This is a genomic window from Halpernia humi (assembly GCF_900108025.1).
GTDB classification, from domain to species: Bacteria; Bacteroidota; Bacteroidia; order Flavobacteriales; family Weeksellaceae; genus Halpernia; species Halpernia humi.
Map to the genome: position 1 here is coordinate 71,810 of NZ_FNUS01000001.1, position 14,941 is coordinate 86,750.

Here is a 14,941-nt window from a genome sequence, read left to right on the forward strand (position 1 = left end):
AGTGCAAAAATAGTTTAAATTATATTAAATTTGATTTTTTACAATTACTTTTAACTTAATTTTATAATCTTCATAGACTTCCGCGAATGAATTCTAGCACGCCACTTGCCGAACAATTGCGCCCAAAAAATTTAGATCAGGTTTTAGGGCAAGAGCATCTTACCGGAAAAACCGGAACGATTAGGAAAATGTTGGAAAACGACGCCCTAAACTCTCTCATTTTTTGGGGACCGCCGGGAACTGGCAAAACGACTTTAGCAGAAATCATTTCAGAGCATTCTGGGCGAAAATTTTATAAGTTATCTGCCGTTTCTTCTGGTGTAAAAGATGTGCGCGATGTGATTGAAGATGCCAAAAAACAGAATCTTTTTTCGGGTAAATCGCCTATTTTATTTATTGATGAAATTCACCGTTTTAATAAATCTCAACAAGATTCTCTTCTTCACGCTGTAGAAAAAGGTTGGATTGTTTTAATTGGTGCGACGACGGAAAACCCCAGTTTTGAAGTGGTTTCAGCGCTGTTATCCAGAAGTCAGGTTTATGTTTTAAAATCTCTTTCTTATGAAAAATTAGAAGAGTTGGCAGAAATTTCTTTAAATAAATTTAATGAAATTCATCAGAAAAAATTTATTTTAAAAGACAAAGAAGCCTTTATACAATATTCTGGCGGCGATGCAAGAAAATTAATTAATTCGGTTGAATTGGTTTTAAGTCAATTTTTAAATTCAAAAAAGATAGAAATAAAGAATGAAGATGTGCTTTCGGTTTTGCAAGAAACGATGGCGATTTATGATAAAAATGGCGAGCAACATTATGATATTATTTCCGCTTTTATCAAATCAATTCGTGGCAGTGATCCCAATGCGGCCGTTTATTGGCTAGCGAGAATGCTTGTGGGCGGCGAGGATGTGAAATTTATTGCACGGCGCTTGTTGATTTTAGCAGCAGAAGATGTGGGTTTGGCCAATCCAAATGCTTTGCAAATTGCCAATAATTGTTTCCAAGCGGTAAATGTGATTGGAAACCCAGAATCTAGAATTATTTTGAGTGAATGCGCTGTTTATCTTGCTGTTTCGCCGAAAAGTAATTCCACATACAAAGCGATTGATGAAGCGATTTCTTTGGTTAAAAAATCGGGAAATTTGCCCGTGCCACTTCATTTGCGAAATGCGCCAACAAAACTGATGAAGAATTTAGATTATGGCAAAGATTACCAATATGCGCATTCCTACGAAGGAAATTTCGTTCAAGCCGAGTTTTTGCCCGAAGACATTTCAGGAACAAAATTTTATAATCCCGGAAATAATTCTACTGAGAAAAAAATTAAAGAAGATTTAGAAAAAAAATGGAAAGGGAAGTACTTGTAGGAACGCGCCTCTAGGCACGCATAAACGATTAATAAATAGTTTTAATCTTTAATTTTCATCCCAGAAGATATTCCTCATAATGCCCAAGAAGTCGAACTTCTGCGCCAATTGATTTTAATTCTTCCAAGGCATTTTCAGATATTGTTGGGTGCCATTCGCTTGCCACATTAATGTAGAAAAAATAATTTCCTAAACCGGTTTTTAGTGTTCGGCTTTCAATTTTAGATAAATTCATTTTTCGCCACGCAAATACAGATAAAACCTGATGTAATCCTCCGGCGTGATCTTCTGGCAAAGTAACCATCAGCGAAGTTTTTTCTCCCAAAATTTTATGTTTTAATTTTAAAGAATTTTTCACCAAAGAAATTACAATAAAACGGGTGTGATTATGCTCAAAATCGTGAATGTTTTTCTTTAAAATTTTTAAATCATACAATTTAGCAGCGTAAGAATTTGCAATAGCAGCGATTTTTTTTTCTGGATGTTCTGCCACATGTTTCGCAGCCGCAGCGGTGGAAGAGAAATCTTTGCGCGCGCTATTTTTATAATTTTTTTCTAAAGTATGAAAGCATTGCGCCAACGCTTGCGGATGAGAAATAATCATATCAAAGTCAGAATTATTTTTATTCAGCAAAAGATGGTGGGCAATTGGCATGACGACTTCGGCTTCAATCGAAATATTTTTAAAATCATACAAATAATCTAAAGTCATAGAAACTGTGCCTTCTATAGAATTTTCTAAAGGAACGACTGCTTTTGCTACGTCACCATTTTTTACGGCTGTGAAACAATCCAAAATGCTGGATTTCGGAATTAATTTTTCATCATTAAAAATTTGTGACGTGGCAAGTTGGGTAAAACTGGCTTCTGGGCCGAGATATGCAATTTTCATAAAACAAAAATAAAAAAAGCCGCTTAATAAACGGCTTTTAATTAATTTTTATTTAAAACTTTATTTCATTTTGCCAATGTCGGCTTTCACTTTATTGATGGCTTTTAATTGTTCCATAATTTTGCTAACTTCATCCGGATGCGCCACCATAATTGGCACGCTTACTTTCGTTGTATCCCACATAAATATAAGATTTAATGATGTGTCCGTTAAATCATCTAAATCAATTTTAAACCATTCTTGCTTATTTGCCATTTTTATTACTGGCACTTTCGTTTCTACCACATTTTTTTTAGCATCAAAATTATACGCGCCCCATTGCTCAGAATCGCTGTTTAAAATAACCGTCCAATCCGTCGCTGTTGGTAGCACAAAAAGGCCGTAAGTACCTGCTTTTACTAATTTTCCACCAAACATAAAATCTTGCCCAAAAGTAATTTTTGTACAAGAATTTGCGCCCGCACGCCAAACCTCGTTAAACGGAACTAATTTCCCGAAAATTTCGCGACCTTTCATTGCAGGTCTGCCATAATCTACTTTAATGTTTGAAATTGAAATTTGTTGTTCTACAGATTGCCGCGGACTTGCCACTGGAAGAGAATAATTTTGCGCTGTTAAAGATAAACCCGTTGCAAAAAGTAGCGAAAATAGTAATTTTTTCATATTTTAAATTTGGTTAAAGATAAGTATTTTTAGGTAAAAAGTAAAACGTAAAAAGTAGAAAGTAAAATTTCGACTTTAATTGGTTTTTTCTCTTTAATTATTTAATTGAGCGTTCGATAAAAAACCCATCGCAAAAGCGCATCCATAACCAAAATGCCAAGTGCAATTAATAGAAAAATTCTAAAATATTCCGTATAATTATAAAGTTTAGAGGTTTTGATATCCGATTTTTCTAATTGATTTATTTCATTATAAACCTGCGCCAAATTATCTGTAGAAGTGGCTCTGAAATATTTTCCACCGGTCATATTTGCAATATCACGCAATGCAGATTCATCTATTTGTACGGGTTCCTCGGTGAAAATGAGTTCTCCAAAAATATCTCTTTGCGTCGGGAAAAGCGCATAGCCATTAGTACCAATACCAATTGTGTACACTTTTATATTGTTGTTTTTTGCGATTTCGGCGGCAACTTGCGGCGGCATTGCATTTTGCACATTACTCACGCCATCCGTCATTAAAATAATAATTTTACTTTTTGCTTTGCTTTTTAATAAATGATTGACGGCCACAGAAAGTCCGGTTCCAATCGCCGTTCCTTGGGTGAGGTCTGCGCCATTCAAATCATTTATTTCTTGTTTCACCACGTTATGATCGGTTGTAAGCGGCACTTTCGTAAATGCGTCTGCTGCATATTCCACCAAACCAATTCTATCATTTGGTCGTTTATCTACAAAATCTATGGCGATTTTTTTTAACGCAGAAAGGCGATCGGGTTGCAAATCTTTAGCCAACATACTATAAGAAACGTCCACAGAAAGCATAATATCAATGCCTTTGCTCTCATCTCTGTCTTGGGAAATGGTGAAAGTTCTGGGCCTTGCGATGGCGATTATTAAACAAGATAAAATTAAATATTTTGAAATTTTTAGGAAAAACAAAACAGGCTTTATGCTTTGGTTGCCTTTCATATTTTTAATGGAAGGCACATTTACACCGATTTGCTTTTTCTTACTTAAATCCCGAATTAATAGTGGAATAAATAATAAAAACAATAGCAGCAGCCATGGACTGTAAAATTCGAAATTAAGGTTAAACATCGCTTCTCAAATTTTCAAATTCTATATCTTTCGTCGAGCGTTTTACAACCTCTTTTATATTTTTAAAATCGCTTTCCATTGCCTGTTGATCTGGGAAAGTTTTCGCAAATTTCACCAAATCGCCGCGTAAAAACACATCTTCAATCACCGTTTCATTTTCAGGTGAAATGGTATTGTTTTTTTTCATAAAATCAATAAGATCATCGGTCAATAAAACATCTGCGGGAATTCTATATTGTGTCGTTATAAAATCTCTGCTGATGTCTAATAATTCTACATAAAAAGCCCGATAATTGCCGTTTTCAATGTACTTTTTCTTTTTTAATAATTCTAAATCTTTCAGAGTTTTATTGCTGATAACTTTCGGCGTGTTTTTATCGCGTTTGCTGTAACGAATAAAATAATAAATAATAATAATTAATGCGATTAATGCAATTGCTCCAAGAACATAAAATTTATACAACAGCCAATAGTCTTTAAATCCCAAATCAACAGTTTTATTATTCATAATGTCGCTAATTTGATCGTCTTTCTTCGCCGTATTCACCACTTCCACTTCATAAGGAATGGTTTTAAAAACTTTATCGCCAATTTTAAATTCAAGTTCGGGTATCTTAAAAGTGCCCTCGTCAAAAATCGCAAATTCTACCGTTCGGGAGTAAGAATCTGCTTGTTTGTTAATATCATCTTTTATCACATCAAAATGAAATGGCAACAATTCATTTTTAGGCGAAGATTTCACATCTTTTCCTTGCAAATTATCAATCGTTATTTTCAGAACTGCAGGTTCACCTAAAGCTAAAGTAGATTTATTTAAAGTAGATGAAAGGATTTGAGAAAACCCCAAAACCCCGATTAATAGAACGAATAAAAAGACTATTTTTTTCAATGGATTTACTTTCTTTGGAAATATTGGTATAAAATTTTAGAATAATCTTCAGAAGTATTGATGCTTAAAAAAGCAGCCGAAGCATTCTCGAAATTCTCTTTAATATGTCGTATTTTTTGTTTTTGTTTCTCTGCAAAATCATAGCGCCAGCGCGCGCTCGATGTATTTACCCAAATTTTTTCGCCCGTTTCTACATCGCTAAAATGTGCAAAACCAACATCTGGAATTTGCTCATCTTTTTCGTCGTAAATGCGCAACGCCAAGAGTTGATTTTTCTTTGCAGCCACTTTTAAAATCTTTTCGTTGTATGCGTCTTCAAAATCTGAAAACAAAAAAACAAGCGTTTTTTTCTTAAAAACATTCATCAGATAATCCAGCGCAACATCTATTTTACTTTCTGATGCAATATATTCTTCGCTAAAAATAGAACTTAAAATCGCCAAAATATGTTTTCTGCCTTTCTTTGGCGGAATTACTTTATACACTTTATCGGCAAATAAAATTAAACCCACTTTATCATTATTTCCGGCGGCCGAAAATCCCAAACTCGCTGCAATTTCTGTTACAAATTCTTTCTTCAAGGCATTTTTGGTTCCATAATTCATAGAAGCCGAAATATCCACCAAAATCATCATCGTCAGTTCCCGTTCTTCTTCCATCACTTTCACGAAAGGTTCTCGGAAACGCGCAGTTTTATTCCAATCCATTCTGCGGATTTCGTCGCCATCTTGGTAAGGTCGCACTTCAGAAAACGTCATTCCTTGGCCTTTAAAAGCGCTGTGATATTGCCCCATAAGCGTTGCTTCCGTTCGCCGCCGCGTCCGGATTTCAATTTGCTTTACTTTTTTTATAATATCTTTTACGTCCATTTTTTATTACTAAAATTTTTTAGGAGCAAGTCGTTTATTTATTTGTTTGAAGATTAGTCCTGCTTTCCGTTGCAATCTTTTTTTTCAAAAAAGGATTTCCACTTCAATCAGGGCTAAAAATCAGGTTTATTTTATCTGTTCACATGTCATTGTGAGAAATTTTAAACTTTACCAAACCTCATAGGTTTTTAAAAACCTATGAGGTTTAAAAAAATACAAAACCTCAATAACTTAGAAACCCAATCACTCAAACTACGGTGCCTGAACTTTTCCCAAAATTTTCTCAACAATATCGTCTGCTGAAACATTCTCTGCTTCCGCTTCAAAACTCAATCCAATTCTATGTCTTAAAACATCTTTCGCAATTTCCTTCACATCTTCAGGAATTACAAATGCACGACCTTTAATAAACGCAAACGCGCGAGAAGCAACTGCTAAATTTATGGATGCCCGTGGCGAAGCACCAAAACTGATATAATTTTTTAGATCCGACATTCCATATTTTTCTGGATATCTTGTGGCAAAAACCATATCTAAAATATATTTTTCTATTTTTTCGTCCAAATAGATTTGGTTAATAATTAATTTCGCGTCATTTATTTGTTCCAAAGATATCACGGGTTTTATTTGCGGAATATCTTGTGTAGAAATCATGCGCATAATCTTTCTTTCGGCTTCAAAATCTGGATAATCAATCGTGCATTTTAGCATAAAACGATCACTTTGCGCTTCCGGCAAAAGGTATGTTCCTTCCTGATCGATCGGGTTTTGCGTGGCTAAAACTAAAAAAGGTTTCGGCAAATACATGGTTTCATCGCCAATCGTGACTTGTTTTTCTTGCATCACTTCCAATAAAGCCGATTGCACTTTTGCTGGCGCTCTGTTGATTTCATCTGCCAAAACGAAATTCGCAAAAACAGGCCCTTTTTTTATAGAAAAATCATTGTCTTTTACACTGTAAATCTGCGTCCCGATTACATCTGCAGGAAGCAAATCTGGCGTAAATTGTATTCTAGAAAATTTTCCATGTACGGCTTCAGCTAAAGTTTTAATTGCCAAAGTTTTTGCCAAACCAGGAACGCCTTCCAAAAGAACGTGTCCATTGCCCAAAAGTCCGATGAGCAAACGATCTATCATATATTCCTGCCCGATAATGGCGCGGTTGATTTCTTGTTTTAAAAGTGAAAAATAAATATTTTGCTCTTTCACTTTTTCCATTAAAAGTTTAATATCTTCTGCTTGCTGTAATTCTGCCATAATTGCATTATAAAATAATGGGTAAATTTCCTACAAAATTGGGCATTATCAAACTATTTAATGCTAATTTTGAGTTAAACTTTGTTAAAAAAAATCTACTAAAATGGATTCAATTTTAGACGATTCGGTCTATTTTTATTAAAATATGTTAATCTCTTTTTGATAGCAAGCATAATTTTATGCAATTCCATATAATTGAAGTATTTTTGAAGATTAAAATAATATCAATTGAATTATCATTTTTCAGCACATCGGCAAACCAGAAATAATTTATTGCAAATATTACGCGAAACGTCTCACAAAGATTTGCTCACAATTCCGGATGGTTTTAATAATAATATTTATTGGAATATTGCGCATTGCGTTGCAACACAGCAACTCTTGCATTATTATTTAAGCGGAAATCCCTTTAGAATAGATAAGTATTGGGTAGAAAATTATAAAAAGGGAACGCTTCCAAATATGGATGTTCCAGAGTCGGAAATTGAAGATTTGGGATTTTTACTCACAGAAACTTCCAAAATTTTGATGAAAGATTACGATGATAATTTTTTTCCAGATTACACCCCTTATTCCACGAGTTATGGTATTGATTTAAAAAGTATTCAAGACGCCATTATTTTTAATAATTTGCACGAAACATTGCATTACGGCTATATTTTGGCCCAAAAAAGAGCGCTTTTAGCGGAACGAATTTAATTTAAAACTTTCTCAAAGAGAAATTATATGAAAGAAAAAGACGATTTTATATTTGGTTTGCGACCTGTGATGGAAGCTTTAGAAGCAGGGAAAACCATTGACAAAATATTTTTGCAAAATGCTTTGCAAGGGCAAATTTATGCAGAATTAAAAGCCACTTTGGCAAAACATAAAATCCGCGCGAATTATGTTCCTGTGGAAAAATTAAACCGATTTACACGTAAAAACCATCAAGGCGTGGTCGCTTTTATTTCCGATGTTCCGTTTTATAATATTGAGAATGTTTTGCCGCAAATTTTTGAAGAAGGAAGAACGCCTTTTTTGTTAATGCTCGATAGATTGACAGATGTTAGAAATTTTGGCGCGATTTGTAGAACAGCAGAATGCGTGGGAATCGATGCGATAATTATTCCCGAAAAAGGCGGCGCACCTATAAATTCTGACGCCATAAAAACTTCAGCTGGCGCGCTTTATAATATTAAAATTTGTAAAGAAAAAAATTTGGCACATACGGTAGATTTTCTTCAACAATCGGGTGTTCAGGTTTTTGCAGCAACTGAAAAAGCACAAAAATTAATTTACGAGGTTGATTTTTCAGGCCCTTCATTAATTGTAATGGGCAACGAAGAAACAGGAATTTCAAAAGAAGTTTTGCACCATTCTGATGAGAAAATTAAATTACCACTGCAAGGTAAAACCCAATCTTTGAATGTTTCTGTGGCTTGTGGCGCAATTTTGTACGAAGCCGTTCGCCAAAAATTAACCATTGCTTAACTTTAATTAAAAAAAAATTAAATAGATTTATCGGAACCCTTTTTAGCAAAATTCTAAATGATATTAAACTTAAGAGATTTGCGATAAAAAAATACAAGAAAATTAGACAAAACTTTATGAAAAATATTTTAGCCATTGCGCTTATTTCTTTAACAATCGTTTCTTGCAAAAAAGAAACAAAAAAAGTTACAAAAGTAGATCCAGCCACAGGAAAAACCATAACGGTAGAAGTTCCGGTGGTTGATTCTGCAAAAACGACACAAGTAAAAACAGAAAATTTCGCCATAAAAGATTCCGCAGGAATTTATAAACACACATTTCTTTTAGAAAAAGGCAAAACCTATCCCTTCGTTACCTACCAAAAAGATTTGCAAGAAGTTACCGATCCAACTGGTAAAAAAGCGAGTGGAACAAGCGAAGCAACAGACGAAATGTCTTTTACAGTTAATGATTTTAAAAATAATATTTACGATATTTCAATTAATTTAATCAGCAAAAGAAATTCGCAATCTAGCAATGGAAAAACGACGGTGGTTGATACGAAACAAGCCGCACCAAAAGACGAACAATTGAAAACAATGTGGACTATTAATAAGGCTTTGGTGGGAAACAAGCTCGATATGAAAATGAATAAAAACGGCAAAGTCATTTCTATCACTGGTTTTGATGCTGTTTATAAAAAAGTGAATGCTGCCGCGGCGTCAATCATTAAAGATGAAAAAACGCGACAAGGTTTTCTAGAAAATTTTAAACAAAATTTTGATGAGAAAATGTTGAAAGATCAATTCAGCAAAAATCTGTCGTTTTTCCCTGCAAAAGGTGTGAAAATTGGCGAAAATTGGTCGGTTTCAGAAAATGCTTCACCGGATGGAAAAGTAAAATTGACCACCAATTACACTTTAAAAAATGTAAAAAATGGTGTTGTTGAAATTTCTGTAAAAGGTGGGATTCCTACAAAATCGGATAAAAAATCTCAAAATGGCGTTACGCATTCGATGAGCACAGAATTGTCGCAAAATGGAACTATAAAATTTGACCAAAATTCTGGGTGGATTAAAAGCCAAAACATAGGCGTAAATACGACGCAAAAAGAAAGCATTTCTGACGGTAAAAAATCGCAGTCGATGACCAGTAAATCTACGTCGTCTGTAATTATAAATCCTTCAAATAAATAATTGTAATTTTTTTATACTTGATATGTTTAAAGATATTTTAAGTTTAATACTTGCCATCATCATCATTTCTTACGTTTGGAAAATAATTAAAAATTTATTTTTCACATCTTTAATGAAAAATTTTCAGCAGAAAAATCCTCAAAATGATACAACTGTGAAAAATCCACAAGGTTCAAATATCAATCAAAAAGTGCATTGGGACGCTGAAACTGTGGATTTTGAAGAAGTGAAAGAACCCAAAGATCAATCTTAATAAATTCTGCAAAATAATGCTGAAAAACAAAAATTATATTTTCATTGCTGCCAGTTTACTTGTATTTGTAATCTTGGCCATTGTTTACGCAAATCCAGTTCTAAACGGCAAGCAACTTTTTCAACATGATATTGTGCAATACCGTGGCGGCGCAAAAGAATTATTAGATTTCAGAGCCAACAACGGAAAAGAAACCTATTGGAGCGATTCTATGTTTGGCGGAATGCCGACTTACCAAATGGGCGCCCAGTTTCGTGGCGATTTAATCCGCAGCGTGGATGATTTTTTTATGCTTTTGCCGAAACCAGCCAATTATTTATTTCTTCTATTTTCTGGCTTTTTTCTTTTGGGATTAGTGGTGGTTAGAAATTGGAAATATGCACTTTTGGGTGCTACTTTTTTCGGATTATCTACTTATTTTTATATCGCTTTGGCTGCCGGACATAACGGTAAAATACACACAGTGGCTTATTTTGCACCACTTTTAGCAGGTGTTTTACTCGTTTATGTAAGAAAAAAATATGTGCTTGGTTTTATTGTGACTACTTTTTTCATGGCTTTGCAAATTTTTGCAAACCATCCGCAGATGACTTACTATTTCTTTATAGCGCTAGGATTTTTATTTTTATCGGAATTTTTACGGGCGATTTTAAAGAAAATTTCTTGGAAACATTTTGGGATTTCCACAGGAATTTTGGCCGTTGCTTTCACTTTGGGAATCGGGATGAATTCGCAAAGGATTATGGCAAATTCAGAATACATCAAAGAAACCGTGCGTGGAAAACAGATTTTGAATAGCGAAAACCAAGCAAACGGAAAATCTGGGATGGACAAAGAAAGTATGCTGATGTGGAGTTACGGCAAACTTGAAACTTTAAATTTATTTATTCCGCGTTTGATGGGCGGCGGAAGTCAGGAAGAAGGTTCGGAAAAAATGATGGGCGATATTCAGGAGTTGGTTCGGAATAATGCAACGTCACAAGAGGAAGTTAATAATATTGTAAAAGCGCTGCAAAGTCCTACTTATTGGGGCGACCAACCGGGAACTTCAGGGCCGGCTTATCAAGGCGCAGTTGTCATTTTTCTTGCAATTTTAGGCTTTTTCTTCGCATGGAAGAAATACAAATATTGGATTTTTGCCGCATCCGTTCTCACCATATTTTTAGCCTGGGGAAGCAATTTTATGTTTGTCTCAAACTTTTTTATCGATTTTGTACCGTTTTACAATAAATTTCGCGCACCGAGTTCTATTTTAGTCGTTGTAGAATTATTGTTTCCATTGATAGCAATCATCGGGCTTTATCGCTTTTTTAATTCTGATGAAAAGATAGAAACTTCTGAAGAAAATATTTTGACAGCAGAATACAAGCAGAAAATTTTGATATACGTAAGTTCTGCAGTTTTGGGCATTACTCTAATATTATTACTTTTTGGGAAAAGCCTTCTCGGTTTTCATACAGATATTGAAAAAACCTATTTGCCGCCTTATTTGATGGACTATTTGGTAGATGCGCGTTATAAAGTTTTCCAAATTGATGCCTTGAAAGCCATTCTTTATGTAGCGCTTACCGCAGCAGTTCTTTATTTAAGTTTAAAGAAAAAATTATCGCAAAATTTGGCTTTAATTATGATTGGATTAATCAGTTTATTTGATCTTTGGACGGTTAATAAACGCTATTTAAACAATGATAATTTTGTGGATAAAACTTTTGCTTTGCAACCTTTCCAAACCGAAACCTCAGATTTGTTGATTGATAAAGTGGGCGATAATCAAAATTTAAAATCTTTATTAAACAATGTTAACGTCAACAAAACTTTGGAAACCATTGCAGATAAAGACAAAACGCATTACCGAATTTTTAATAATATTTTAGGCACTTTTAGTGAGACCAACACGTCTTATTTTAAATCTTCCATCGGCGGCTATCACGCGGTAAAATTACGGCGATATGATGATTTAATTAATGCCTATTTTTCTACTTTAGACTCTATAAAAACGCCAAAAATTTTAAATTTATTAGATGCAAAATATTTGGTTTTGGGCACGCCAGAAAAGCCACAAGCCGTTCCAAATCCTGAAAGCAACGGAAATGCATGGTTTGTTTCCAACCTAAAATTTGTAAAAACACCAAACGAAGAACTCAATTCTCTTGGCGAAATAGATTCTAAAAAAACAGCAGTAATTTCAGACTCGGATAAAAATTATTTTGATGGAAAAAATTTAGCAAAAGATTCTACAGCAATTATTAATTTAACAAAATACCAACCGAATTCTTTGGAATATAAAACTCAATCTAAAACGCCGCAACTCGCTGTTTTTTCCGAAATTTATTATCCTGAAGGTTGGAAAATGTTTATTGATGACGTAGAAGTTCCTTACATAAAAGCCGATTATTTGTTGCGCGCCGTTTATGTTCCCGCAGGAAATCACACAGTGCAAATGGTTTTTGAACCTAAAGTAATCGCAACTGGAAAAATTATTTCATTGATTTCTCTTTTAATATTTTTAATTTTAAGCGGTTTGGGAATTTATTTTGTTTACCGTAAAAGAGAGCCACGAAGTGGCGAAATAAAATAGCATAGGGTGAAACCCTATGAGCGAAATAAAATGAATGATATATTCAATTTGTTTTTTGAATTATCCTTGTCAAGGTTTTAAACCTTGACAAGGCATAAAAGAAATGAATTTGTTAATGTTAAATTGAGTATTTTTTAAATTATGAATAGTGAAGTGAAAATATTAGCAAGTTATGATGTATTAGATGTTGAAGAGGTAATTACAGATATTGAGAAAAGTTTTAATATAAATTTTGAAGAAAACGAACTTGGGCATATAAAAACCTTTGGCGAATTTCAAGACTATGTAATTCAAAAAATGGAAGGCGATGAAAATTTTGATTGCACTTCACAGCAAATATTTTATAAATTAAGAAAAATAATTTCAGAAAATTTTAATTTTAAATCTGAAAATATAAACCCTAAAACTTCACTTAATGAAATATTCCCATTAAATAATAGAAGACAAAATGTTTCAAAAATGCAGAAGTTATTGAATTTTAGTGGAAATATTTTAATATTGGACAATATTTCGCAAATAGTTCTTATTTCTGTTTTTACTATTTCAATTGTCGTATTTTTCTTTAATTTTTTTAATGGCGCAATTATTTTTGTAATTGGCTTACTACTTTCAGAATTTTTAAAAGCCAATACTTTTAAAGTTAAAAATATAAAAGAATTATCATATTTAATTTTGAAAGAGAATTATGCAAATTCTCGTAGTGTTGCAAAAACATTTAATCCAAATGAAATTAGAAATGCAATTCAAGATATTTTTTCTGATAAACTTCAAATTGAAAAATCTAAACTTATTTACAACGCTCAATTATAATTTTGACCAATCAAAAAATATTAATCATTTAGGTCAGGAAACTTTTATTAATAAATATTTTGACGAATTAGAGTTATAATTTTTGCTTTTGCTAACTTTTGAGAAATAATAAAAGAAAAACTTTGCCACTTTTGCGGTAGAAATTAATGAATCAATCAAAAAAAATATTAATAATTTCCTATTATTGGCCGCCTGCAGGTGGACCCGGAGTTCAGCGGTGGTTGAAATTCACAAAATATTTACCAGAATTTGGTTGGAAACCAACGCTTTTTATTCCCGAAAATCCAAGTTATCCGATTATTGATAAAAGTCTTGAAAACGAAGTTTCACCAGATTTAGAAATTATTAAAACCAAAATTTGGGAACCTTATCAACTGGCAGAAAAATTTGGAAAAGACAATAAAAAGTTCAAAGCAGGGCAGTTTGATGTGAAAGAAAACCAAACTTGGAAATCAAAATTATCAATTTTCGTTCGTGGGAATTTTTTCATTCCAGATGCGCGTGTTTTTTGGGTAAAGCCTTCCATTAATTATTTAAAAAAATATTTAGCGGAAAATCATTTCGATGCAATCGTCACAACTGGACCGCCGCATTCTATGCATTTGATTGGTTTAGGTTTAAAAAAAGAATTTCCGAATTTGAAATGGATTGCAGATTTCCGCGATCCGTGGACGGAAATTTCCTATTATAAACATTTAAAACTGACAAATTCTGCGGATAAAAAGCACAAAAATTTAGAACAGAAAGTCTTTCAAAATGCAGATATAACTTTGGCTACAAGTTTCGCAGATGCTGAAAATTTTAGAAGAAAAGGAGCAAATGCAATTTGCATTACGAATGGTTTTGATAAGATGGAGGTTGAGGTTGAGGTTGAAACTGAAAAATTCACTTTAAGTTATATTGGCGTTTTAGAACAATTGCGAAATCCTGAAAATTTATGGCAAGTTTTAAAAGATTTAATTGCTGAAAATCGAGAGTTTTCAAATGATTTTGAGTTAAAGTTTGTGGGAAAAATTGATGATTTGATTTTAAATAAATTGGAAAATTCTACTTTAAAAAATTCTATCAAAAATGTAGGTTATTTATCTCACGAAGAATCTAATTTGGAAATGCAACAATCAGATTTGTTGTTGATTACCAATTTCCCTGAAGAAAAATCAAAAGGCATTATTCCCGGGAAATTGTTTGAGTATTTACAAACCGGAAATACGATCTTAAGTTTCGGGCCCAAAAACGCCGATGTTGAAAAAATATTGAATGAAACCAATTCTGGGAAACATTTTTCTTTTGAGGATTCTGAAAATTTAAAGCAATTTATTTTAGAAAAATACGAAGAGTGGAAGCGTGGCGAAACTTCATTAATTGAAAGAAATATTTCTCAATATTCACGCAGAATTTTAACTAAAAAATTGGTTGAAGTTTTAGAAAAGTAAATTTTTCACGCAATGACCGCAAAGTTTTTCGCAATGAGCGCAAATCAATATTCGCAATATTTAAAAATCTGCGAGAAACAAAAAAGTTTTTAAAATCTTGATTCTTGTCTCTAAAATCTTGGTTCTTAATTAAACCAGTTCCAATTCATCACCCGAAATATACGTTTTAAAAGCGCTGAAAT

14 protein-coding genes are annotated in these 14,941 nt (G+C 33.2%); 8 read left to right on the forward strand and 6 right to left on the reverse strand.

The genetic code is table 11. The features are described 5' to 3' along the window. The first annotated feature begins 86 nt into the window (after nucleotides 1-86). Nucleotides 87-1,367: a replication-associated recombination protein A gene (locus C4S29_RS00390; protein ID WP_103912147.1), complete on the forward strand. Its 1,281-nt coding sequence runs from the start codon at nucleotides 87-89 to the stop codon at nucleotides 1,365-1,367. 55 nt (nucleotides 1,368-1,422) lie between these two features. On the opposite strand, the gene pheA is transcribed toward C4S29_RS00390, so the two are convergent. The 6 genes from pheA to C4S29_RS00420 all read right to left on the reverse strand — a co-directional run bounded on the left by pheA (nucleotide 1,423) and on the right by C4S29_RS00420 (nucleotide 7,037). Next, entirely contained in the window at nucleotides 1,423-2,259 is an 837-nt protein-coding gene (pheA, locus tag C4S29_RS00395) for a prephenate dehydratase (protein ID WP_103912148.1), read from the reverse strand. 60 nt (nucleotides 2,260-2,319) lie between these two features. Continuing rightward, nucleotides 2,320-2,922: a DUF2911 domain-containing protein gene (locus tag C4S29_RS00400; RefSeq protein WP_103912149.1), complete on the reverse strand. Its 603-nt coding sequence runs from the start codon at nucleotides 2,920-2,922 to the stop codon at nucleotides 2,320-2,322. A gap of 101 nt (nucleotides 2,923-3,023) precedes the next feature. Beyond that, nucleotides 3,024-4,022 (reverse strand): VWA domain-containing protein, encoded by a 999-nt coding sequence (locus C4S29_RS00405; protein ID WP_103912150.1) that lies wholly within the window; start codon nucleotides 4,020-4,022, stop codon nucleotides 3,024-3,026. Further along, nucleotides 4,015-4,911 (reverse strand): BatD family protein, encoded by an 897-nt coding sequence (locus tag C4S29_RS00410; protein WP_103912151.1) that lies wholly within the window; start codon nucleotides 4,909-4,911, stop codon nucleotides 4,015-4,017. The genes C4S29_RS00405 and C4S29_RS00410 overlap by 8 nt, the downstream gene beginning before the upstream one ends. A gap of 5 nt (nucleotides 4,912-4,916) precedes the next feature. Further along, nucleotides 4,917-5,780, reverse strand: a complete 864-nt coding sequence (locus tag C4S29_RS00415) for a DUF58 domain-containing protein (protein WP_103912152.1) — start codon at nucleotides 5,778-5,780, stop codon at nucleotides 4,917-4,919. A gap of 252 nt (nucleotides 5,781-6,032) precedes the next feature. Beyond that, the gene (locus C4S29_RS00420; protein WP_103912153.1) at nucleotides 6,033-7,037 is read right to left on the reverse strand and encodes an AAA family ATPase; all 1,005 of its coding nucleotides are present in this window, start codon (nucleotides 7,035-7,037) and stop codon (nucleotides 6,033-6,035) included. A 228-nt stretch (nucleotides 7,038-7,265) separates the two neighbouring features. Between C4S29_RS00420 and C4S29_RS00425 the strand changes: the two genes are divergently transcribed. From C4S29_RS00425 to C4S29_RS00455, 7 genes are all read left to right on the forward strand, one after another. Beyond that, nucleotides 7,266-7,736: a DinB family protein gene (locus tag C4S29_RS00425; RefSeq protein ID WP_103912154.1), complete on the forward strand. Its 471-nt coding sequence runs from the start codon at nucleotides 7,266-7,268 to the stop codon at nucleotides 7,734-7,736. A gap of 27 nt (nucleotides 7,737-7,763) precedes the next feature. Beyond that, nucleotides 7,764-8,510: a 23S rRNA (guanosine(2251)-2'-O)-methyltransferase RlmB gene (gene rlmB, locus C4S29_RS00430; protein WP_103912155.1), complete on the forward strand. Its 747-nt coding sequence runs from the start codon at nucleotides 7,764-7,766 to the stop codon at nucleotides 8,508-8,510. Between the two features lie 116 nt (nucleotides 8,511-8,626). After that, nucleotides 8,627-9,685: a DUF6263 family protein gene (locus C4S29_RS00435; protein ID WP_103912156.1), complete on the forward strand. Its 1,059-nt coding sequence runs from the start codon at nucleotides 8,627-8,629 to the stop codon at nucleotides 9,683-9,685. Nucleotides 9,686-9,707: 22 nt separating this feature from the next. Next, complete coding sequence (locus C4S29_RS00440; protein ID WP_103912157.1) at nucleotides 9,708-9,938, forward strand: hypothetical protein; 231 nt, start codon at nucleotides 9,708-9,710, stop codon at nucleotides 9,936-9,938. Between the two features lie 16 nt (nucleotides 9,939-9,954). Next, nucleotides 9,955-12,516 (forward strand): YfhO family protein, encoded by a 2,562-nt coding sequence (locus C4S29_RS00445; protein WP_449404590.1) that lies wholly within the window; start codon nucleotides 9,955-9,957, stop codon nucleotides 12,514-12,516. A 141-nt stretch (nucleotides 12,517-12,657) separates the two neighbouring features. After that, nucleotides 12,658-13,326, forward strand: coding sequence for a hypothetical protein (locus tag C4S29_RS00450; protein WP_103912159.1), 669 nt, complete (start codon nucleotides 12,658-12,660; stop codon nucleotides 13,324-13,326). A gap of 146 nt (nucleotides 13,327-13,472) precedes the next feature. After that, on the forward strand, nucleotides 13,473-14,759 hold the full coding sequence (locus C4S29_RS00455) for a glycosyltransferase family protein (RefSeq protein WP_103912160.1): 1,287 nt from the start codon (nucleotides 13,473-13,475) through the stop codon (nucleotides 14,757-14,759). The last annotated feature ends 182 nt before the right edge of the window (nucleotides 14,760-14,941 follow it).

Coding starts and splice junctions, on each gene's coding strand:
- C4S29_RS00390 (WP_103912147.1), top strand. CDS start 87: ATGAATTCTAGCACGCCACTTGCCGAACAATTGCGCCCAAAAAATTTA.
- pheA (WP_103912148.1), bottom strand. CDS start 2,259: ATGAAAATTGCATATCTCGGCCCAGAAGCCAGTTTTACCCAACTTGCC.
- C4S29_RS00400 (WP_103912149.1), bottom strand. CDS start 2,922: ATGAAAAAATTACTATTTTCGCTACTTTTTGCAACGGGTTTATCTTTA.
- C4S29_RS00405 (WP_103912150.1), bottom strand. CDS start 4,022: ATGTTTAACCTTAATTTCGAATTTTACAGTCCATGGCTGCTGCTATTG.
- C4S29_RS00415 (WP_103912152.1), bottom strand. CDS start 5,780: ATGGACGTAAAAGATATTATAAAAAAAGTAAAGCAAATTGAAATCCGG.
- C4S29_RS00420 (WP_103912153.1), bottom strand. CDS start 7,037: ATGGCAGAATTACAGCAAGCAGAAGATATTAAACTTTTAATGGAAAAA.
- rlmB (WP_103912155.1), top strand. CDS start 7,764: ATGAAAGAAAAAGACGATTTTATATTTGGTTTGCGACCTGTGATGGAA.
- C4S29_RS00435 (WP_103912156.1), top strand. CDS start 8,627: ATGAAAAATATTTTAGCCATTGCGCTTATTTCTTTAACAATCGTTTCT.
- C4S29_RS00440 (WP_103912157.1), top strand. CDS start 9,708: ATGTTTAAAGATATTTTAAGTTTAATACTTGCCATCATCATCATTTCT.
- C4S29_RS00445 (WP_449404590.1), top strand. CDS start 9,955: ATGCTGAAAAACAAAAATTATATTTTCATTGCTGCCAGTTTACTTGTA.
- C4S29_RS00450 (WP_103912159.1), top strand. CDS start 12,658: ATGAATAGTGAAGTGAAAATATTAGCAAGTTATGATGTATTAGATGTT.
- C4S29_RS00455 (WP_103912160.1), top strand. CDS start 13,473: ATGAATCAATCAAAAAAAATATTAATAATTTCCTATTATTGGCCGCCT.